Genomic DNA, 21870 nt, shown 5'->3' with positions numbered 1-21870 from the left:
ATTTCGTCCGGATGGATCGCGAAACAGACGTGTCGGCTATGCGGGTGGGATGCTTCGTCTTCCGATGGCATTTGGAGAAACGCGACGCACTTATCGTGGCATCAGCCGTACCTGAGCAGCTGCGCCGAAAGTAGTTTCAGGCGGGTCTCGATCGCCCCCAATTCCTTCTGGTCGGCGAGGGTGAGGAGCGCCAGTCTGTTCCCTCCGGCGCGATAGGCGCCGTGGATCTCGTTGCGGCGATTGCCCAAGGTGACGAACTCGACGGCGGCGGGGTCGTCGCTCGCGGCCTCGAGCACGTTGTTCCGGTGGACCAGCGGATCGTAGACGGCGTCCGGAGCGGGCAGAAAGAGGATGCGCTTGGGCAGGTTGGGCTGCGGCGAAACGTCCACCAGTTCACCGGTCCGCCGCCGCCATACGCCGTGGTGTTCCGCCTCGTGGTAGACGCCCGGCGTCGTCCAGATGGCCCAACCGCTGGCGACCGAGCCGCCGGCGCGGGAGACCTTCCTCGCGACGTTGTCGAAGCATTCCAACGCGACTGCGTCGCCATCGGGACGACAGCGGACGAACACCGGAGCTTCGTCGCTCAGGGTCCTGCAGAATGCGCGTATGCCCGGCGTGACGGCCTTCGGCACCGTATCAGGCATCGACGGCACGACCGGTGTCGCACGTCCCTGCTCAGATCGCATCTATCGACGCCTCCGCCGCCATGGCGCAAGCGACGCCGCTCGATCCCGCTGCCTGTTCCGCCGCGAACTGCCTGGCCCAGCACAGGCCGTCCACGAGCTCCATCTGGGCGATGGTGGAGCAGGGGATCTCGAGCAGCCTCGGATTGGCGTAGATGACGGCGAGGCAGCGTGCCCGGCTGATCGCGACGTTCATCCTGTTGCGGCTGTACAGGAACTCGATGTTGCGCGGCAGGTCGTCGCCCGAGGACGTCGCCATCGAGACGAGCACCACCGGTGCCTCCTGACCCTGGAACTTATCGACCGTCCCGACGCGCGCGCCGTCCGGCAGGATGCGCTTCAGCAGCTCGACCTGCATGTTGTACGGCGAGACCACCAGGATGTCCTCGGTCCCGATCCGGTGCCGCTCGCCGTGCCGGTCGGTCCAGTGCGAACCGAGAAGCGCGCGGTAGGTGACGGCGAGCCTGTCCGCTTCTTCCGGCGCGCGCTGCGTGCGACCGACGTGATCGACGTCCACGAACCGCAGACCGAACGCCGCGAGCGCCTCGGGATCCAGTGCTGCGTCAACTTCGATCCGCTGGGCGGCCGTCGTCGCCTCCGCCTCCAGCCGCCCTTCGTACACGGCGTCCGACACGAAGAGGCAGAGGTCCGGGTGCATGCGTCGGGTGATGGGGAGGAAGACGCCCTGGTCCGCAGGAACGGTGGCGTGTCCTTCGAGCAGATGCTCGAGCGCCGATCGTCCGCTGCCCCCGGGATGCGTGCCCTTGATGGGCTGCGACAGCTGCATCTGGTCGCCGACCAGGACGACGTTGCGGGCCGAGGTGCCCATGGCGAGGACGTTGGCAAGGCTCACCTGACCCGCCTCGTCGACGAAGAGGTAGTCGAACGCCTGATCGAGTTCCTCGCGCGCGAACAGCCACGCGGTGCCCGCGACCAGCCGGTGGTGCGGCTGAACGCCGCTTCCGGTCCCGCCGACCACGTCCTCGATCCAGCCGCCGCCATCGAGCTTCTGGTCGTCCCGGCTGGACTTCTTCATGCCGCGGCAGTTCAGACCCTGCGCCGTCGCCATCGCCTGCACCTCCTGAAGGAGGTTGTTGATGGCCTTGTGCGAATTCGATGCGACGCCGATTCGCTTGCCGTCCGCCAGCAGCGCGACGATCGCTTGGGACGACGTGTAGGTCTTGCCGGCTCCGGGCGGACCCTGAACAAGCAGGTAGCTGTCGTCGAGGACGCCAAGGGCGTCGATGGCGCCTGCGGTGGCGTCGTACTCCATCGGCACTATGGCCTGACCGGGCTCGCGTCCGGACAGTCGCGGGCGGTCCCGGCGCAGGATCGAGGTGAGGGCGGGGTATCGGGACCCGCCGGCCGCGACGTCGGTGGCGTAGCGACGCACGGCCTCGCTCAGGACCTTGTCCCCCACGGGTCCCTCGGGGATCAGCGCACACCCGGGTTCGATGGCGGATCGCGAAGGACCGAGCTTCAACGCCACGATCCGCTCGTCCTCGTCTAGCGAAACGATCTCGCCCGCCGGTTCGAGCGTGCCGGAGCGCAGGGGCTTGTCGCCGACCTTCATCTTGAAGTCCTGCGGGGGGAAGACGAACGGGTGGACGACCGATCGCTTGTCGTTCCAAGGCCGCATCGTCGGGTGCGGCTTCAGATCGGCGATGCACTCCGCATCGTTCAGCAGTTCCTCGGCGTCCATGTCCTGCCGCGCGAACATCGCCCACCACGTCGGCTTGGCCTCTCGACGGTGGAACTCCAGCAGATCGACCAGCAGCCGATGCCACGGAATGTCGCCGGCGGCGATCAGCCTCTCCGCGAGGACCCGCGTTCGCTCGTCCGCTTCCTCGCGCGCCGCCACCTTGGCCGGGTCCGGCGGCGCCACCGGTCGACCGGTGAACCAGGGCGTCGTCGGCGGACGCAGCGACAGGAGCCAGTCCCGGCACATCCGCGTGGAGCGGCAGTCGATCTCGTTGTAGTCGGAGATCTCCTGGAGCAGCGCGTCCCCGCCGAGCTGACGCCAGCGCTCGTAAATGACGATGCTGTCGCCGGCGGTCTTCACCTCTCCCTGCCGTCCGCCGGGGAGATAGAAGGCCTCCATGTTCTTGATCGAGTAGCGCGGCTCGGACGTTCGGATGGCTTCTGCCACGACCTTGTACAGATCGACCAGGCGGTCCCCACGCAGCAGGTCGTCCACCTCCTTCTCGCGGGTGCCGTGATACATGGCCAGCCGCTTCAGCGCCGTCTCCTCGTAGGCGGCGTAGTGGTACACGTGCGCGTCCGGATGTCGGGCGATCCTGTCGGTCACGAAGTCCATCAGCGCCTCGAACGCCGTCTTCTCCGCCTCCCGGTCGTGGGCCCAGAAGGCGTGGAAGCGGTCCTCGCCGTCGCGGTCGAACGCCACGACGCCGAAGAGATACTCCAGTCCTCCCTCGAACAGGGGGTCGCCCTCCATGTCAAAGAACATGTCCCCTTGATCGGGCAGCGGCATGCGGCCGAAGCCGCGGCCCTCGACCGCCGGGAGGATCTCCACGCGGCGCTCGCCGGTGGTGCGCTGGTGATGCTGCAGCTTCGCCTGCGCCGACAGCTTCGCGACGGTGCCCGGCTGCATGCCGGGAATCCTGCCGTTCGGCTGGAGGGCCGCCAGGCCTCCGATGTCGTCCACGCCGGTGGCCCGGAATGCTGCGATCTGGCTTCTGCCCATTCCGGCGATGATCGACAGGTGGTCGGTCGCTTCCCACTCCGCATCGCACCTGTCGATCCAGCGACAGAACCGGCAATGACCGCAGGGATCGGCGCCGGACAGTGCCGGCGTGGAGTCGACGAACGCCTCGAACCGCTCCCGCGCCTGACGGTAGTAGTGCACGACCGCCGTCGTCGGCAGCGACGCGACCTCGCCGGTCCCCAAAACGACGTGCATGGAGGCGGGCATGACGCCCTGCTCGGCTGCCAGCATCTCCGCGTACACGCACAGCTGCAGGACGTGCTTCGCCTTGGCCGACCGCGCTAGCTTCGTGTCGGCGACGTCGTAGGCATACGGGCCGAACGACGAGACGATGTCGTCGCGCCTCAGCAGGAAATCGGAATAGCCGTGCCATCGACCGACTAGGAAAGCGCCCTGATAAATCACGTCGGGACCATCGCGCATCGCGCGTCGCGTGGCGTCGACGCGCTGTTCGAGCGTGCCTTCCGCCGGAATCTCGACGACGACGCGACCATCGCCGCGCAGCCGGGCCAGATAGGCGAGTTCGTGCTCGATCCCCTTCTCTTGGAGGAGGACTGCGCTGTCGTCGTTCGGGGGGAAGACGTTCGGCGTGGTCAGATTGCCGGAGTCGAACGAAGTCGCGTGGGCACACCCCATGAAGTTCACGATGTCGCTAGCGGAGAAGATAGTCCGCCCGTGATGCTTCAGCATATCTTCGACTCCGATTGCGACCTCGATACGACTCGACGTCATGATTCAGGTTAGTCATGATGATGTCACGCGACAGATCCTGTCGCATGGGGATTTCATCTCTTGTCGTACAGAAACGCCATCGATCTTCTCACCATCGCTGCACGCGCGGCCTCCATGCGCGGCGTCAGCCTGACGGAGATTCAGCATATACTAGGCAAGGACTATCGCACGGCGCAGAGGGTGGTGTCCGCCCTTGGTCAACTCTATCCGGAGCTGGAGAAGCTGAAGGACGACGAGACCGGCGGAGCGAGATGGCGACTGCCCCGGACCGCTCTCGCGCCGCTGCTCACGCCCACGGCCGACGAACTGGCGGCCCTCTCGTTGGCGGAGGAGGCACTTTCGCTGAACGGCGGCGTAGATCACGTCCGAGCGCTTCGCTCGCTTCACGGCAAGATCCTAGCGCTGATCCCGAAGGAGCGTAGCAGCCGGATCGAGGCCGACGAGGAGGCGTTGCTGCTGGCTCTGGGACACGCCAAGCGGCCCGGACCCCGCCCGGTCGGGATGGAGGCGGTCGACCTCGCCATCGCGACGGCGCTCAAGGGCGGCTCCCAGCTGCGGATCCGGTATCGCGGCTGGCACGACGAGAATGCGCGCGAGCGGACGGTCGCGCCCCATGGGCTGCTGCTCGGCACCCGTCGATACCTCGTCGCGGTGGACATCGCGAAGCCAACGGCCGGCATCCGTCACTACCGGGTGGACGGCATCGACGAGGCGGTGGTCTTGCCATCGGTCGCGGAGCGGCAGGCGGGGTTCGACCTCGAGGTCCACGCTCTCACCGGCTTCGGCTCGTACCATGACGACGGCGGAGTGCACGACGTGGAGTGGCGGTTCGCGCCGCGGGCGGTGCGATGGGCCGCGGGCTTCTCCTTCCACCCGACGCAGACGATGGAGCGCGAGGAGGGAGGTACGCTTCTTGTCCGGTTCCGGGCCGCCGGTCTGCTCGAGATGTGCTGGCACCTCTACATGTGGGGCGATGCCGTGGAGGTGGTGGCCCCGCCGGAGCTCGCGCTGATGGTCGCCGAGCACCGTCGCGGCGACTTTCCCGCGCTGCCCTGATCGATCGGGTGCAGGCGAAGACGGGGGCCGGAGTGCGACTCCGGCCCCGAGATGTGTCGCCGACGATCAGCAGTCGGGCAGGTCGTCCAGGTTGTTGCGCGACGTCGTGTCCCGATCGGTGCGCAGGTACCTGCCAGTCGCCCCCTGTACGACCCTGATCCTCGTTTCCGGCGCATTGGCCCAGTTGACCCAGTACTCGTGGGTTCCGCCGTCGATGTCGCTGATCGCGTCCGCCTTGGTGCGGGGGGACCAGTAGTCACCGGAGTTGCAGAGCTTCGTGATGTCGCCCTGCGAGTTCTTTCCGGTCGCCCGGACATACCGCTTCGCCATCGTCAGGACTCCTTGACCGTGGTGCGCGGGCTGGCCTTGCCGTGGGCGTTCGTGACGTATCGTCCCGAGATCGCGCTGCGATAATGGCTGCCCGAGCTGCCGCTCGGCCCCGAACCCTCGCGCACCGTCGTGCGCGGACTGGCGTTGCCGTGCTTCGCGGTGACGTAGCGCCCGCTGATCGCGCTGCGAAAGCTGCCGCCGCTCCTGCCTTTGCTCATGTTGTTCTCCATCGTTTGCGCAACGCTGATTCGTCGCCGGTGACCGGTATGGAGACGTCGGACGACAGATCCCGTCGCATGGGACCATGGCGCACGTTCGAGCGCCGAGTACCCGCCGCTGCGCGGAAGCTACGTGCAGGTGGGGGAGAACGGTCTGCTCTACACGCGGGGCAGCTACCCTCTACGGCATCTATCCCGGAATGAGGGTGCCGTCGCCGCTCCAGCTGCGTCCTTACGAGTGCGAGACGCCCCTCGCTGACATCGCCGCCGAGATCATGGCGCTGACCAAGCTTAACTGGAACTCGACGCAGCTCGACGGCAAGCTGCCCGTCTCTACCCGCGCGGCCTGGGAAGTCGGGCGGGTGCTGCAGCATGTGAGCTACGGCGAGCGGGATCAGACGGACTTCAGATACTATGCCTGAGCCGACATGGAGAGTTCTTCCGCTTCTATTCTCGGGGCGACTGTCTTAGACCGAGGCACTGGCGGATGTCGGGGGGCTCTTGAATCAGACGGACAAAATCGTGACAGACAGTTCGGCGCATGCTCCTATAGCGGGAGGCGTCTATTGGTCTGAGGTGGGCGATGAAGAGCTTTTCGCGCAGGGCGACATCGTCCGCAGGATTGCCGATGGAACCCGGCCCCGGGAATACGGTCTCGTCCTGACCGCTGACTGCGACTTCGCCCAGCGGAAGAATTCCAACCGTCTGTCGTACATCGAAGTAGTCACGATCCGGAGCTACCTCGAGGACTACTGGGCGCCGGACCAGCTGGCCAAGCACCTGCAGAAGCAGGTGGCGCCCGCCGCGCAGCAGATCTCCGCATCGATCCGCCGCTCAGGGAGTGATCTCTCGCTCGACGCAACACAGCTCGTCGATTGGTTGAGACGCAGGACCGTGGAGGAGGTCGAAGCGGCAATAGGCGTCGTCTTCGACGCGAAGCTCAACCGAACGCTCGCCGGCATCCGATGCGCGGCGGACGTGGTCGCGGTACCGACCGCCCTGGGCCGCTGGGTGCGGCTCAGGCGGCTGCTGGGCGACCCTCCGCAGCTGATCCGCGGCACCGTCTCGGCGGCTTTCGCCGGGTCGGGCTTTCCCGACTACTTCGTGCTGCCCGAACTTCCGGGCAGCGACGAGTACGGACACGTCGCCGTGCTGCGATCGATGCGAACGGTGCCGGCGTCTGAAGTTCACGTTAGCGAGATCGAAGCCCGGATCTCCGACCGGCCGCACGAGCTGCATCGCGTCGGTAGGCTGCCGGACGGGATCCGGTTCGCCTTCGCTCAGAAGATCGCGTTCTTGTTCTCCCGCATCGGACTGCCCGAGCACTACGAGGCCGCCTGCTCGTCCGCCGCAGACCTTGCGGCCGAAGGGATCATAGATGGAGACTAAGATGGCCTACGACGCCCTCGTGATCGACGAAGGCGCGATCGCCGCCCTTGATGCGGCGCTCATCGACGAAGGGTGGTTCGCCGAGTTCGCGCTGCCGGAGAACGCAGCGGGGCTTCGCCGTTCGGTCGTCGGCGGAACGGTATACATCCTCTCGGGGAAGGCGGACCTCGACTCGCCGCTGCTCGTCGTGAACGTCGGCTCCTCCGGCGTCTTCTCGGGCGGCATGCGACAGACGTCCCGGTTCGAGCGCGTCCTGCGGGTCGCGATGCGCCGGTTCGATGCCAACATAGCGCTTCCGCTACAGTGGCAGGCCTATCATGACGGTTCGCGGATGTCGGTCTACGGTGAGCCTGCGAGTCTACGATCGCGCGTGCGTGTGTATTTCGATAAGTCGCCTGATGGTCGGGACGACGTCTACGCCTACGGCGTGACCGATGGCCCCCGGCCTCTGTCAGAAGTCGAGCCAGACCTGAGGGTCTTCCGGCGGGCTATCGCCGGACTGGAGGAGGCTGCGCTCGCGGAGGAGAACGCACCTTCTGTCGGGAATTACGGCATCCTGCTCAGCGAGCCGCTCGGACAGGACATGGCAGGCACGGCGACGCTAGACGAGTGGCTCGACCACAAGCTCAATCCCGAACAGCGGAAGTTCCTGAACAAATCCTACGATCAGCCGGTCAGGCTGCGGGGGGCGGCGGGCACGGGGAAGACGCAGGCGATGGCGGTGAAGTGCGTCGCGGATCTGCTCGAGGACCTCGACGGTCCCAACGAGAAAACGTTCGCCTTCCTGACGCACAGCTCCGCGCTCGCGCACACCGTGATCCGGGGCATGTTCACGGCATTGGATCCCTCCGAGCGGTGGCGGACCGCCAAGACCTCGGACGGCAGGAGCAAGCTGTGGATCGGCACGCTTTATCAGCTGGCGGAGGATCGGCTGAACTATGCACAGAAGGGCCTGAAGCCCCTGTCCCTGGATGGTCAGGAGGGCAGGGACTACCAGCGGATCCTCATTTCGGACGCGATCGACCGTGTGACGCGGGACGCTAGCGTCGTGTGCGACATGCGCGGCGCTGAGCCCGCATTCCTCACCAGATTGGGCGACGCGGCGGTGCGTGACGGTCTTGTTGAGGAGCTCATGAACGAGTTTGCAGGCGTTCTCGACGCCGAGAACGTTCGAAAGGGTACGCCCGCCGCGGAAAGGTATCTCGACGGCTCCAGGGAGGAGTGGCAAATGGACCTTCCGACCAGGGCGCAGCGAGAGGCGATCCTGGAGATCCATGACGCGTATCGGTCGATGCTGAAGCATGAGCGGCTGCTGAGCATGGATCAGATGACCGCCGACTTCGGCCGCTATCTCTCGACGCACGAGTGGGAGCAGCTGAGGGACGTCAGCGGCTATGACGTCGTCTACGTCGACGAATATCACTACTTCAGCAGGAACGAGGCGATGACCCTCCAGGGCCTCTTCAAGCCGCGGGCGGGCAGCTCGGGGCGGTGGCCGCTGCTGATGGCATACGACCTGAAGCAGAGCACGTCCGATGCGGCGCTGGGAGGCGGAATTGAGCGGTTCCGGAATCCGGGCGTGGGTGAGTCGGAGGCGGTGGACCTGAAGGAGAACTATCGCTCCACCCCGCAGATCACCCGTTTCCTGCAGGACTTCGACGCCTCTTTTCCGGCGATGGATCTCGAGGGCGAATACGACACCCACGTCGCAACGTCGGAGCAGGGATCGGGACCGTCGCCGCGGCTCGACGTCTACAACCGCGATCAGGATCTGCTCGACGAGGTCTTCCGCGAGGCCGGCGGCGACGCCCGCCGCTACGACGGGAGGAAGGTGGCCGTCCTGTGTCTGAACGACGACATCTTCGATCGCTCGCGACAGGCTTCCCGGATCGCCGGCAAGTTCGTCGCGCTAACGTCGCGCGAGGACCTGAAGGCGGTGCAGTATGCCCGGACGCGCTGCGTGTTCAGCAAGCCCGAATACGTCGCCGGCCTGCAGTTCGAAGTCGTCTACCTCCTGCATGCCGACAACGCGGACCTGTCCGACGAGATGCTCAGTCAGGGTGCTCGTCGCCGCTACCTGCACCGCTTCTATCTTGGCGCCAGCCGCGCCAAGACGAAGCTGGTCATCACCGCATCGAGGGAGCGCGGCGGCTACAGCGACATGTTGAAGGGTCCGGTGCAGCTCGGCAGTTTGGAGACGGGCCGCTGATCGCCGCTGAACGTGGAGCGACGCACGGCGATCGAGGTCGCCGATGCGGAAGGAGAGGCGGGCAGGTCGCCGCCGTGCTTCGCCATCGGGCTTCGATTGAACGTCGCCTACGATCGACAGGAAGGAAGGACGCGTCATGGCCGCTAACGGCGTGAACCTAGATGCACTGATACCGCGCGAGGACTTCGCCACGGCGTCCGGGCCGTATCGCGGCAACCCCATCGCCACCATCAGCCTCGGTCTCCTGAAGGACGACTTCTTCGTCGACACGCTACGCAAGCCGGACTTCCAGCGCGAGACAACGAACTGGACGCCGGGCAAGATCGTCGATCTGATCGGCGCGTTCCTAGAAGGCGATCTGATTCCGGCCATCATCCTGTGGAGATCCGGGCAGAACGTCTTCGTCATCGACGGCGCCCACCGGCTCAGTGCCCTTCTCGCCTGGATCTACGACGACTACGGCGATCGCTCGCGGTCGGCCAACTTCTTCCGAAATCAGATTCCGGAGGAGCAGGCCAAGGTGGCTGATCAGACCAGGAAAATGGTCGAGGAGAGGTACGGGTCGTATCAGTCCTACGTCGACGCGGGCAGGAACAAGTTCGCGCCCGAGGCCATGAAGGAACGGGTCGGCATGATGAACGCCAATTCGCTCGTGGCGCAGTGGGTGCCGGCGACGGACGCCGATGGCGCCGAGAAGTCCTTCTTCAAGATCAATCAGGCGCCGACACCGGTCGATCCTATCGAGAAGCGGATCCTGCGGGCTCGCGAGTCGGCTGCGGCGATCGCCACCAGAGCGATCAACCGCGGTGGTTCGGGCCACAAGTACTGGGGCAAGTACGATGAACACATGCAGTCCGAGCTCGAGGCGGAGGGCAAGAAGGTGTACGACGCACTCTACTCCCCGCCACTTGGAGATCTGCCGATCAAGAGCTCCGACGTGCCTATCGGTGGCAGGGGCTACAGTTCGTTGCCATTCGTGTTCGATCTCGTCCATCTTGTGAACGGCATCGGGCCGAAGGATCCGCTCCCTCGCGACGACGACGGATCGGATGCCGTCCGCTTCGTGCGTTCTGTGGGCAAGCGGCTCGAGAGGATCACCACGACGCACGCCGGGTCGTTGGGACTGCATCCGCTCGTGTACTTCTATACCCGCGGCGGGTCATTTCAGCCGGTCGTATTCCTCGCAGTCCTGCAGTTCGTCGACCGCCTGGTAAGGGAGGACAGATTGGACGAGCTGACGTTGGTCCGACGCCGGTTCGAGGATTTTCTGCTAGCTCACAAGGAGGCGTTCACGCTCATCCTTAAGCGGCAGGGGGCCGGAGCCAGGAGCCGCCCCGCGATCGAGGCCTTCCTGAAGCTGGTGCTCGACGGCATGCTGGAAGGGCGCGCGGACGAGGAGGTGGTCGCCTCGCTGTCGGAGGACCAGCGCTTCGCCTTCTTTGCGACCCCCGCGCCTCAGCGTGGCGACGGCGAAGGTGAGCGCAGGTTCAGCAGGTCGGTCAAGTCGGCCGCCTTCGTCTCCGAGCTGCTCACGGGAGGTGTGCGCTGCAGGATCTGCGACGCTCTGCTCCATCGCAACTCGATGCAGACCGATCACAAGGTGAGGCGGGAGGACGGAGGTGGCGCGGGTCTGCAGAACGCCCAGGTGTCGCATCCCTATTGCAACACCACCTACAAGGAACGGCGTCACGCCGCCAGGTCAGACGTCTGAGGTCCCCGCTCGAGAAAGTCGCTCAGGAGACGTGCGAGGGTGCCGACATCGCGTGTCTGGCATTCCCATACGGTTAGTACGTCCCATCCGTCCTTCTCCAAGGACGATTGGACCATGGAGTCGCGCGCGACGTTTCGATCGAACTTGGCGTTCCAGAAGCCGACGTTCGACTTTGGCGGGGCGGCCTTCGGGCAGGCCTCGTGACGATGCCACCAGCAGCCGTGCACGAAGATCACCTTTCGTCGACCGGGAAAGACCAGATCGGGTGTTCCTGGAAGATCCCGCCGATGAAGGCGGAAGCGGAAACCCATTCCGTGAACCAGGCGACGTACGATCGTTTCGGGTTTGCTGCCCTTCGGCCCGATGCGCGACATCAGACGCGATCTATCTTCGGGGGTGAGATGATCGACCACGCTCAGACGACCTCGGACAGACCGACCCGCTTGGAAACTACGAAAGCGGATAGGATATCGGCGAGTGCATCGCGATCGCCACCGGACACGATGGTGATCTCTCCGTCAGAAGCGATGGAGGTTCGATAGACGGCTTCCGGGACCGCGAGCACGGCCTGCAGATCGTCGATCGCACCGGCGAAGTCATGCAGATACCCGAAGACCTTGTAGATGCTGTCGCTGAGATAACGACCGTCATCCGAGCGTTTAGCCTCGACTATCAGGACGCGTCGGACTTCCCCGTCGCTGCCGATTACCGCAAGAACGACGTCGGGGCGTCGCTCGTTTCCCGTGACTCCGCTGTGAGCGGAAACGGTCGATTTGTATCGGCCTGACGACCCTACGATGCGTGCGAGCGAGGTGTCGAAGAAGACCTTCAGCTCGCCGTCCAGAAGATCGAAGCGCGCGACGTGTGATCTGCCGCTCCTCACGAGTCCGATCTCGGCGGGGGAGCCCAATGCCGATTCGGTTGCGAGAACGTCGAGCACGAGGACTAGGACATACAATTCGAACAGATCGTCGTCGTTCAGCGGTTCGAGCCAACCGACTGCCAACAGCATGAGGATCGCGTGTCGACGCCGATCGTCGTCGTCGCCGCCGATGCGGTCTATCGATCGCAGAAGGCCCGCGACCGATCCGTATCCGGCCCTGCCGCTCGTCTCCGTGATCTGCAGATCGGCTTCATCGGTGCTTTCGGTGAACTGGAGACCGCGCATCGCGTCGTGCTCCTGTGATCGTCGGACCTCGTCGAGAAGTCGTTGCACGCCGCTGGGCGGCCGACCCGGACGGGCCTTCCGCGCGACCCAGGTCGCGGCGCTGTCGATAGCGTCAAGGTAACGACGGACTGTCCGGTTCTCGGGAATGTCGTACGATCGTCGTGCCGTCATGCTGAAGTAGCGTCCCGGGGGGAGCTTTCCGGTCCTGCGCGCGACGTCCGTCTGCATCCAGCGGACCGCCCCCTGGATCGCGGGGCCGACGACTTCGTCTCGGCGTGCCGTCTCGCTCGAGAGCTGATCCAGCAGCACGGGAAGGTCGTCGCGAATGAATTGCGAATGGCCACCGGACAGCAGTTCGACGACTGTCGCGAGGAAGGTTACGTCTTCGTGTCCTCCTCGAAGCGACGCCAGAAAGGATTGAAGCTCGTCCATGTGGACCGGGTCGGAAAGGGCGGCACCGATCGAGTCGCCGATCCTGGAAAAGAATCTTCCCGCGTGTTCGGGCGACGTGATGAACTCGCGCCACGCCTCCCGGTTCGCGATCATCGCCTACGACTGCTCCACATGGTGATGGCTTCGGCGAGCCGATCCACGCTCTCTATGTGCGGCCCGAGTACCTGAAGGATCTGGGTTCGGTCGATGTTCAGTTCGGAAAGCAGAGGAGCGACCGCGTTGGCGAGGACGGAATTCAGAACGCGACCGAGCGGTCGCTTGTCATCCATGTTCCACTCGAATGCAGCGCGGCGGATGATCGTGATGGGGATCGCAGGACCCATAGGCTGCCCGAGTTCGGCGAAACCCTTCTTGCTCGTCGCGAAGACCTCATGAAGCATCGCGAGCAGCTGATCCATGGGTGCGGAGGCCGGTGCGTTTGCCTTGGCGACGGCTCCGTCGAGTATGCGTCGATAAACGTCGTCCGGCGGGATCGGGACCGGAATGCAGGCGAACCGCCGTTTGAACGCCTGCGACAATCGACGGACCGCACCTTTGTCGGCATCGTTCATCGCCCCGATGAGACGCCACCAGGAAGGGACGGGAATGGGATGTACGTCCTCTTCGACGATCCCGGGCCTTGGCATCAGCCGAATGCGCTCGAACCCCGTGTCGGTCAGGATGCGAAACGGGAGCGTGACGGCCTGGCCGGTGGCTATCGAGAAGAACTCGCCGAAGCACTTGTCCATGTCTGCACGATTTAGTTCGTCGATGATCAGGCAACGACCGGATGAAATCGCGTCCAGCATCAGGCCGGGAAGGAAGTCGATCTTCTCTCCCCCCTCCTTGCTGCTCCGGGGGGACTGGAAGTACGAACCGATCGTCTCGAACGTCGTCCAGCTCTCGGTGGCGGTCGAAAGCGTGCTCGGGATCGATGCTGCCTGGCAGAGGGCCTCCGCCAAGGTCGTTTTGCCCGTTCCCGGCGGTCCGATGAAGATCACGTGGTCGCCCGCGCGCAGCGCGGCTGCGGCGGAGAACGCAGCCTCCTCCATGCCCTCGAGGCCCCCGATGCCGTTCAGCAGCTCGATGTCGAACTCCCACGACGCGGCGAGGGCGTCGGGATCGACCAGCCCTCCGACGCTCTTCTCTTCCGCATCTCCGTCTGCCGCCGTGGCGAGCGATGACTCCGGGGGGGAGCTCCGCCGGGCCAGCACGGCGAGCAGATCCGTCGTCGAGATACTTTCGGGCTCGTTGGGGTCTCCGATGTCGAGGGTGTCCTCGCGCGTGAATACGGAAACGCGGTGGTCGTCACCGATCAGGCCGTCGCGATCGAGATGAAAATCGGCGACGAGCATGTCCGTCGCTTGGTCGATGGAGGCGAGCTCGACGTCCCGATAGATCCAGACTGCCAGCGCGGGCAGCGAGATCGGCGGGGCTCCGATCGACTTGTCGGGTACCCGAAGGGCGTTGGCGACGTAGTCCTTGTGCAGTGCCCACTCGGTCCTGCTGTCCGGCTTCTTGACGAAGATGTCAGGAAGTCGACTGCGCTGCGCCTGCAGGCTCTTCTGCGCATACGTGCGTTCCCGCCACCGCGACTTGCCCTGCGTCTTGTAGAACGGGACGAAGAGCGGATGACTGGGCGGCGAGCCCTCGGGCGAGAAGTGGCGTTGCAGCAGATCGGTTTCCTGCTTGGAGCCGAACTCCGCATAGCTCATGCCGTCGTCCAACGGGAATTTCTCCTGCCACATGGCGAGGAGCGAGATCAGCATGGTGTGCGTCGTTTCCTCGTAGGCGACCAGCGAGGTCTCGATCTGCTTCGATGAGAAGTAGGGCATGGTCGCCTCAGATCAGAACAGGATGGACGTCCGCGGGCTTGCGTCGAGCACCGTGGAGCTTGATATGGTCGCCGCCTTCCGGTGAGCCGTCCACGGTGAGGACGTCCCGAACATGCGGAACTGATACGCCGAATGCGTCCTTCATGACTGCGGGAAGGATCGCCTCAGCGATGCACCGCGCCAGAAGAGGCGGCACGGCGTTGCCGATCTGTCGCCGGATTTCCGCAGAGCTGCCTTCGAAGACGAAGCTATCGGGGAAGGACTGCAGCCGGGCTGCCTCCCGCAACGAGATCGTGCGGGCTTGCGTCGGATGGATGAATGCGCCGGTGGTCGCCTCGTTGAACTTCGTGGTGATCGTGTAGGAGGGCAGGTCAGCCCGCAGACGCTTCAGTAGCGTGGTTGCGTCATAGGGACGGATCTTGGCGAAGCGGGGAGGCAAAACGTCGGCTGGCAGATTGCGCCAGTTCTGGCCCTGCTCCAAGGTGTTGGCGGCCACGTGGTCGAGGCGTGAGAGGTCCGCCGCCTCGTGCTGGCGCACGGCGTCCGAGCCTTCCCGGATCATACGCTGGAAGTCGTTGCGCGGGGCACATGGATAGGGCTCGCCGTCGACGCATCCGCCCTCCGGCACCGGAGGGAGGTCGCCGCATGCGTCGTCGAAGCCGACGTGCTTGAGGACTTCGCCCTGCTTCCCGTGGCCGATGCGCGAAAGGTGGGCGAACGGTAGCGAGAAGTTCTTCCAGAGATCGGGGTTGCCGTGGGTCGCGGCCGGGAAGCAGATTTCGCTTCCGGTACGGTTTCCGACGAATACGAGCCGCCTGCGCAGCTGGGGAACGCCGAAGTCGGCCGCCAGCAGGATCATCGGGACGATGGTATAGCCGATCTCGCGGAACGCCTTGACGATGTCGAGAGCGACCTTGCCGTTCTCATAAAGGAGCAGACCTGGGACGTTCTCGAACACGATCCACTTCGGCTGCAGGAGATCGACGATGCCGATGTAGTTCAGGAACAGACGGTTCCGTGGATCCGCCTCGTCGCGCCCGCTGGATTTGCTGAGCCCGCCCGATGTGCTGAAGCCCTGACACGAAGGACCGCCGACGATGACGTCGACGTCCCCGTCCACGTACGCGTCGATGTCGGAGAAGTCGGTGAGCCGCAGATCGCGCAGCATCCCCGGAGCGTTCGGGAAGTTGCGCGTGAACGTCGCGATGGCATGCTTGGAGAAGTCGACGCCACCGACGATCTCGTATCCTGCGTCCTCGAAACCCGCGGCTATGCCGCCCGCACCCGAAAACAGGTCCAGCACCTTGGGTCGCTTCGGCTTGTGTCCGGTACGCATCACGGGCAACCCTTCTTTCATCGCATATCATTGTTCCCCATTCGTTCCGTTCACGCAAGCGTGATCGACGGGTCGGCATCATTTTCGACGATCGTCGACTCTCGCGCCAGCGGTTTCTTCGAGTTCGGCATTTTCCTTGTCGAACCCGTCCGAGCGGCTAACCTTCCGCCTTCGTTGCCCAAGGGCGAGCGGTTCGGAGAGATGTCGCGTGCAACCAACCTACATGCCGATCGCGCAGGTGTTCGGAACTCAGACCAGACATACCGTGCCGTTGTTCCAGCGGCCCTACGTCTGGAACCGCGAAGAACAGTGGGAGCCGCTCTGGGAGGACGTGCTCGGCCTGCTCGACCGGCTCGAAAATCGTCAGGGTGAAGCGTCCGTGGCAAGTCACTTCCTCGGCACCATCGTGCTTGAGCAGGCACCGAACCCGACCGGAAGCCTGCCACGCCGCGAGGTCATCGACGGCCAGCAGCGACTGACCACGCTTCAGCTTCTGCTCAAGGCGTCGGAACATGCGCTCGCTGCCGTGGAGTCTGCGGCGGAGGGGGAGCAGGCGCACATGGCGTCCTTCGCTCGTCAACAGCTGGCGATGCTGACGGTCAACACGGCCTATGATCCGCAGGAGAAGTACAAGGTCTGGCCGACGAACGAGGACCGTGCACCGTTCCAGGCCGTGCTGGACAGCGATGCGACGTCGGGCCCGGTCGGGCAGGCGACGCGCATGGCGGAGGCATATCGGTTCTTTCGCGACGCTGCTGAAGCGTACCTGCTCCCGTCCGGCGACGCATCGGGCGCGGGCGTCCGGGCGCAGCGGTTCGCAGCTGCGCTGAAGGACTATCTCAAGCTCATCGTGCTCGATCTCGACCCGAGCGACGAGCCTCAGGCGATCTTCGAGACGCTCAATGCGCACGGTACGCCGCTGCTGCCGGCCGATCTGATAAAGAACTGGCTGCTTTGGGAGGGAGCGCGACAGAAGCTGGATGTCGCTGCGCTCTACGAGAAGCACTGGCGGGCATTCGATCGCGACCACGAGTTCTGGCGAAGGAAGGTCGGTACGGGCCATGCCGCGCGCGCGCGGGTGGATGCCTTCCTGCAGGCATGGCTGACGAAGGAGACGACGGAAGCGATTTCGCCGAAGCATCTGTACGATCGCTTCCTCCGCCACATGGCCGCTCTGAAGAAGGGATCAGCGGACGACAAGGTCGACGTTCCCGCGGTGATGTCGGCGATCGCCGGCGATGCGAAGTTCTTCAGGCGTATCGCCGAAGAGCAGGGCACGGACCGGTTCTCGCGGTTCCTGCAGCGTCTCGGCGTCCTCGACGTCGTGGTGTTCGATGCGGTTCTACTCGCGCTGATGGGTCGCACAGGATCGAATGAAGCCGATCTCGTGGCCGCTTCCAGCGCGCTGGAGAGTTATCTCGTCCGCCGCATGATCTGCGGCTATCAGACACGTGGATACGGTGCCTTGGCGCTTCGCCTTCTGAAGGCGATGGCGACTGTGCCCGCCGAACATCCCGTCGCGCCCGCGATCGAATTCGAGCTTGCTGCCACGGTCTCAGGTGCGGACTCCTGGCCCGACGACGACGAGTTCCGCGCGCAGTGGCGACAGAGAAAGTTCTACAACGGTCTCCGCCGCGATCGCGTCTCGATGATCCTTCAGGCGATCGAGGAGAGATGGCAGCGTGCGAACCTGAAGGCGGAGCCGATTCTGACGTTCGATCTGTCGCGATTGCAGATCGAGCACGTCATTCCGCAGAGCTGGCAGGAGCACTGGCCTCTGCCGGCAGAGGGCGTGACCCCTGAGGCGCGGTCGTGGGCGGTCGACGGCATCGGGAACCTCACGCTCGTCAGCGAGCGTCTCAACCCATCGCTGTCCAACGGTCCGTGGAAGGGTGCCCCGGGTGCGTGCAAGCGCGACGGTCTTCATGCCCACAGCAAGTTGGAACTCAACCGGCACCTTCTCGACGGTCATGAGGAATGGGACGAGGAGCGCATACTGGTTCGCGCCGACGAGCTGTTCGAGCAGGCGCGAAGGATCTGGCCGGCGGTCGATACGACCGGCGCAACGGGTCTGCTGCCCGCAGGGGCGATCGGCTGAGGGCGTCGAGCCGGTCGTATGGCTCCTGCTGGAGGAATGAGATGGCATCGAAGGGCACACTCGAGCTTAGGCTGGACGATCACCCCGAACGATCGGAGACCGGGTTCCGGAACTGGCTCGATCTGATCAAGGATGAGGCTGACGAGGAGGATTGGGGCTGGCTCCTGCCCGATCGCCGGCTTTCCTTTCGTCACCTCGACGCCTCGCCCCCTCGGCTCCGCACGGAGTTCAGCGCGGGTGCCGAGGCGTCCTCGGCGATCGTGCAGATCAACGAACCGACCACGGCCGGCTCGGAGAACCCCTTGTCCGGCATCGCCGTCGATCATCAGGGAATCCGTTACGTCGTCCGGCAGGGTACGCTTCATAAGAACAGGGTGTCGCCGCGGATCGACGTCGACGAGTTCCAACGCCTGACACGGCTTCGGCCGGTCGTGATGATGGTCGGCAACGCTCCCGCAAAACGCCGCTGGTTCGTCGTTGCGCAGGTCGATCGCGTCGACGCGGCGACCGTCGTCGCTCAGACTGCAGACTTCGTGGACCGATGCTGGACGGCACGGCTTTCCCATGTCGAAGACGAAGGCGACGAAGAAGGCATCGACGACATCTTCGGCAGCGAAGAGCGCGGCGGAACGAGCACGGTGGTACCGACCCCTGATCCGCGCGAGGTCTGTCGCATTCAGGGATACGTCTGGGAGCAGCTTCACGCACGCTTGAAGGGAGCTGGGATCGTCATGAGGAAGCCGCGTCACGCTGAAGGCTATGAAGTGGATGCGGAGATCCTGGCACCCGGCGGGCCTATTCTGCTTGAGATCAAGACGTCGACGTCGCCAGCTGATGTCTACACCGGGATCGGACAGCTGGAAATTTATCCCGAGCTGATTGCCCGTCTCCAGGGCCATCGCCGCGTTCTGCTCCTGCCTGGAGATCTAAAGCGATCCTTTGCTCGAGCGGTGGAAGGCTTGAACGTAGACCTTCATGCTTACCGGCTGACCGACGTGGATGCCAAACCGATCGCGACGTTCAGTCAGCAGTTTCTATTCCTGTGCGGCGTGACCCCAGGGGTAGGCTAAACCGAGGTTGATTCTATTTCGCCCCGAAGGTGCAAGCCGGAGCCGACCGTGATCGGTTATGAAACTCATGACGGGTCGGATCGCGGCGACCGTCTACCCGCCATCCGCCATCGGCATGTCGGGCCGGTTACCCCGCGCCCAACATTCCCAAACGGTCCGACCGTGCTGGCTGGTCCGGACGTCGCACCATTCGCTGAGGATACTGTTCCACAGCTGTTCTGAACGTGGCGTCGGGATGCCCGCAATGCAGTTGAGACCGTCCTGTTCGTTCGGCTTCGCCTTCGTCCGCCGCGGACGCTTGGCGATCAGGCGCCGTTTAACGCGCGCCTCGTCGTCTTCGCCGTCGAGATGGTCCTGGATCTGGTACCGGGTACGTTCCTCGATGACCTGAATCGCGCGCTCGACGACGGCCCGCTGGCATTCGGAGGCATGTTCGCGAGCCAGCTTCTCGATGTCGGCGAGGAAGACGTCGCGATCGACGATAATCACGACGTGGCCGGCTTCGAGATCCGCGGCCAACCCGATGACCCACTTGGCGTAGCTGCGCAGTCCCAACCTGACCATGGGACGGAGCTCGAACTGGAAGTGGCCGTCGCCGCGGCGATGAACGACCAGAGCATCGTCGATGGCGGTGAGACGCTGGCGGTAGTCCGCCGCTTCGTACATCGGGAAGACGACGACCAGCTTGGCGGGATGCGCATCGATGTGGCGCTCCTTCGCGAGCTGATGGTCTGACGGCCGACCGACATGGATCCGTCGCTGGAGCTCGGCCTGGCCCCGCGCGACGCCGATCAGCCGCTGCTCCTTCGTCAGGCTGGAGGACTGATCGCTGGCTTCCAGGCCCCCGCCGATAATCCGTATCGACGGACCCGCGCCGCGCTCCGTCACGAACATCGGCGACCGACCTTCGAGGAGGCAGAGGCGGTATCCTGCATGTTGGATCGCATCCGGCCCGCGCTTCAGCACGAGGTCGAACATGAAGGGGTGACCGGACCTGAAGTCGTCGACGTAGGTCGCGACGATGTCGCAGCCCTTCTGCCGGGCCAGCGACCGGAGCAGGGTGTGATCGAGCGGTTCGCTCTGATCTCCGGCGATGACGATCAGCGCGCGATCGTCGATCCTCAGTCCCCACGGACCTCGATCGTGGCCGGACACCGGTGAGACGGATCCGCCGCCCATGACTTCCACGAGCATCTGCATCGCCCGCTTCTTGCCGCTACCCACGTATTCACACATGTCCTCGTCCCTTTCTCTGTCGCTGAAGCGGGGAAGCCGGCCACACGTTCGTTGTGCGGCCGTCCCCTGCGCATTGTTGCCGATGCTGGTCAGTCGTTCTGTGTCGCAGCCGGCATCAGCCTGCGGTCTTCGACATCCACCAGCGCTGCCGCGGCGACCTGCAGCAGGTGGTGGGTCAGCTGATCGGAACCGTAGTCGTGCGCCATCTCCGCCCATGCCATCCAGCGGTCCAGCCGGAAGCACAGCCATTCGAAGAAGCGGTCGCGCTGCTCCACGTTGGCGAGCCGCAGGGTCCAGACCGTCTGGAAGGCTGCGGCGGGACCGTCGCCGCGCTTCGACATGACGATCGAGGGCTTCCCGGCGAACTGCTGACGGAGGAAGGTCGCGTCCCAGCCGGCAGACGCCTCCTCGACGCGCACCAGGCGCTCCTCGCGTGCCTCCGGCCCGAGACCGAGCTCGCCGAGCTGGGCGATGGTAGCCCCGGTGGGGCGCTCCTGCCTCACGTCGTACGGGCGGGTCGCCATGAGCATGTTGAGGATGGCCATGCCCTCCACGGTCACCGCCTCGGCGCCGTGACCGTTCGCTGCCAGCACGATCAGCTTCTGGCTGGCGAGCCAGAGGTGGAACATGCGGGAGTACGGCTCGCTGCCCTGGAACAGCTCGCACGTCTGCTCGTGGAAGTTCGGGGTCCGCCGGACCGTCGCCGCCAACACCGCATGCATGGTCTCCAGCAGCTCGGGCGGCGGCTGCCGGTTGTAGTCCTGCATCGACAGCCGTCCGTTCCACAGGGCCGCCCTCAACGACGGCCAGCGTTCGCCGGTGGCATCGTCGACGAGCTTGCCGCGCGTACCCGCTTCGGCCCGCAGCCAGTTGCCCCACGGCAGCTCGTGGTCGATCTCGGTCCGACGGGCGCTCACTTGCGGAGTTCCCGAACGGGACGCAGCATCGGGGTGGGCCCGGGGTCCGCCTCGCGCGGATCGCGACCCTCCTCGATCGCCTTCAGCTGCAGGGCGAGCCTGACGCACTCGTCGTGGACGAACCCTTCCGTCTTGTATGTCGGCGCCTCGATGCCGGGCCGGGGAACGTGCTGGGCGTGGCTGCTCGACGGGACCGGGACGATGTCGCCGGGCTTGTCGCAGCTGAACCCCAGCCACCACGCGTCGTCGCGTCGATCCGCCGCCTCGTTCGCATAGACGCGCTGCTGGAAGTCCTCCGGCACGATGCGCACGACGACGTGGCAGACGCTGTATTCCTCGGCCTCCTCGTGCTGACATTCGTCCGAGTAGTCCAGACCGCCGTGGACGGCGATCCCGAGGCCGGTCAGGGTGCGGACCTCCCGTCCGTACAGGGGGTGGCTCGGCGGCACGGACACGTACCCGGCCAGGAACCGTCCGTTCGGCGAGCGCCTGATGATGCAGCCGTAGCCGGTGAGCGGATCGGTCCATGCGACCTTGTCCGCCTCGTTCGTCCACGGCCCGTCGCCCGACGGGTGGACGGACGGCACGTGGTAGACGGCGTCGACGCGGACGAGATCACCGGCAACCGTCATGGGCCGGACGAGGTCGGTGGGCGGCGCTACCACGACCGGCAGCGAGAAGGTGGGGGGCTTCTTCCTGGGCATTTCATTCTCCTCGGATGGAGT

General features: G+C 65.0%; 17 protein-coding genes. 7 read left to right on the top strand and 10 right to left on the bottom strand.

Annotated elements, in window-relative coordinates; all coding sequences use genetic code 11:
- Nucleotides 1-101: 101 nt before the first annotated feature.
- On the bottom strand, nt 102-644 hold the full coding sequence (locus AC0CH8_RS04740; RefSeq protein WP_465238912.1) for a hypothetical protein: 543 nt from the start codon (nt 642-644) through the stop codon (nt 102-104).
- Nucleotides 645-675: 31 nt separating this feature from the next.
- Nucleotides 676-4140, bottom strand: coding sequence for a TM0106 family RecB-like putative nuclease (locus AC0CH8_RS04735; protein WP_465238911.1), 3465 nt, complete (start codon nt 4138-4140; stop codon nt 676-678).
- A gap of 114 nt (nt 4141-4254) precedes the next feature.
- On the opposite strand from AC0CH8_RS04735, the gene AC0CH8_RS04730 reads away from it, so the two are divergent.
- Complete coding sequence (locus AC0CH8_RS04730; RefSeq protein ID WP_465238910.1) at nt 4255-5196, top strand: helix-turn-helix transcriptional regulator; 942 nt, start codon at nt 4255-4257, stop codon at nt 5194-5196.
- 66 nt (nt 5197-5262) lie between these two features.
- On the opposite strand, the gene AC0CH8_RS04725 is transcribed toward AC0CH8_RS04730, so the two are convergent.
- The gene (locus tag AC0CH8_RS04725) at nt 5263-5526 is read right to left on the bottom strand and encodes a DUF3892 domain-containing protein (protein WP_465238909.1); all 264 of its coding nucleotides are present in this window, start codon (nt 5524-5526) and stop codon (nt 5263-5265) included.
- A 2-nt stretch (nt 5527-5528) separates the two neighbouring features.
- Nucleotides 5529-5744 (bottom strand): hypothetical protein, encoded by a 216-nt coding sequence (locus AC0CH8_RS04720; RefSeq protein ID WP_465238908.1) that lies wholly within the window; start codon nt 5742-5744, stop codon nt 5529-5531.
- Nucleotides 5745-5950: 206 nt separating this feature from the next.
- On the opposite strand from AC0CH8_RS04720, the gene AC0CH8_RS04715 reads away from it, so the two are divergent.
- From AC0CH8_RS04715 to AC0CH8_RS04700, 4 genes are all read left to right on the top strand, one after another.
- A complete protein-coding gene (locus AC0CH8_RS04715) occupies nt 5951-6166 on the top strand; it encodes a hypothetical protein (protein ID WP_465238907.1) in 216 nt (71 codons plus the stop codon).
- A 154-nt stretch (nt 6167-6320) separates the two neighbouring features.
- Nucleotides 6321-7133: a hypothetical protein gene (locus tag AC0CH8_RS04710; protein ID WP_465238906.1), complete on the top strand. Its 813-nt coding sequence runs from the start codon at nt 6321-6323 to the stop codon at nt 7131-7133.
- A gap of 1 nt (nt 7134) precedes the next feature.
- Nucleotides 7135-9342, top strand: a complete 2208-nt coding sequence (locus AC0CH8_RS04705) for a UvrD-helicase domain-containing protein (protein WP_465238905.1) — start codon at nt 7135-7137, stop codon at nt 9340-9342.
- 136 nt (nt 9343-9478) lie between these two features.
- Nucleotides 9479-11053, top strand: coding sequence for a GmrSD restriction endonuclease domain-containing protein (locus AC0CH8_RS04700; RefSeq protein ID WP_465238904.1), 1575 nt, complete (start codon nt 9479-9481; stop codon nt 11051-11053).
- Here AC0CH8_RS04700 and AC0CH8_RS04695 read toward each other — a convergent pair.
- The 4 genes from AC0CH8_RS04695 to AC0CH8_RS04680 are packed head-to-tail and all read right to left on the bottom strand — an operon-like array spanning nt 11029 to nt 15845.
- Entirely contained in the window at nt 11029-11466 is a 438-nt protein-coding gene (locus tag AC0CH8_RS04695; RefSeq protein ID WP_465238903.1) for a very short patch repair endonuclease, read from the bottom strand. The two genes, AC0CH8_RS04700 and AC0CH8_RS04695, sit on opposite strands and share 25 nt — an antisense overlap.
- A gap of 2 nt (nt 11467-11468) precedes the next feature.
- On the bottom strand, nt 11469-12767 hold the full coding sequence (locus tag AC0CH8_RS04690; RefSeq protein ID WP_465238902.1) for a hypothetical protein: 1299 nt from the start codon (nt 12765-12767) through the stop codon (nt 11469-11471).
- Nucleotides 12764-14488: an AAA family ATPase gene (locus AC0CH8_RS04685; RefSeq protein WP_465238901.1), complete on the bottom strand. Its 1725-nt coding sequence runs from the start codon at nt 14486-14488 to the stop codon at nt 12764-12766. The genes AC0CH8_RS04690 and AC0CH8_RS04685 overlap by 4 nt, the downstream gene beginning before the upstream one ends.
- A gap of 7 nt (nt 14489-14495) precedes the next feature.
- On the bottom strand, nt 14496-15845 hold the full coding sequence (locus AC0CH8_RS04680) for a DNA cytosine methyltransferase (protein WP_465238900.1): 1350 nt from the start codon (nt 15843-15845) through the stop codon (nt 14496-14498).
- A 202-nt stretch (nt 15846-16047) separates the two neighbouring features.
- Between AC0CH8_RS04680 and AC0CH8_RS04675 the strand changes: the two genes are divergently transcribed.
- Nucleotides 16048-17922 (top strand): DUF262 domain-containing protein, encoded by a 1875-nt coding sequence (locus AC0CH8_RS04675; RefSeq protein ID WP_465238899.1) that lies wholly within the window; start codon nt 16048-16050, stop codon nt 17920-17922.
- A gap of 41 nt (nt 17923-17963) precedes the next feature.
- The gene (locus AC0CH8_RS04670) at nt 17964-18992 is read left to right on the top strand and encodes a hypothetical protein (protein WP_465238898.1); all 1029 of its coding nucleotides are present in this window, start codon (nt 17964-17966) and stop codon (nt 18990-18992) included.
- A 93-nt stretch (nt 18993-19085) separates the two neighbouring features.
- Here AC0CH8_RS04670 and AC0CH8_RS04665 read toward each other — a convergent pair whose 3' ends face one another.
- Nucleotides 19086-20444, bottom strand: coding sequence for a hypothetical protein (locus tag AC0CH8_RS04665; RefSeq protein WP_465238897.1), 1359 nt, complete (start codon nt 20442-20444; stop codon nt 19086-19088).
- Nucleotides 20445-21141: 697 nt separating this feature from the next.
- Nucleotides 21142-21849: a hypothetical protein gene (locus AC0CH8_RS04660; RefSeq protein ID WP_465238896.1), complete on the bottom strand. Its 708-nt coding sequence runs from the start codon at nt 21847-21849 to the stop codon at nt 21142-21144.
- Nucleotides 21850-21870: the final 21 nt, after the last annotated feature.

The organism is Sphingomonas sp. AC435, from assembly GCF_979253005.1.
This window is presented reverse-complemented; position numbering and strand designations above follow the sequence as displayed.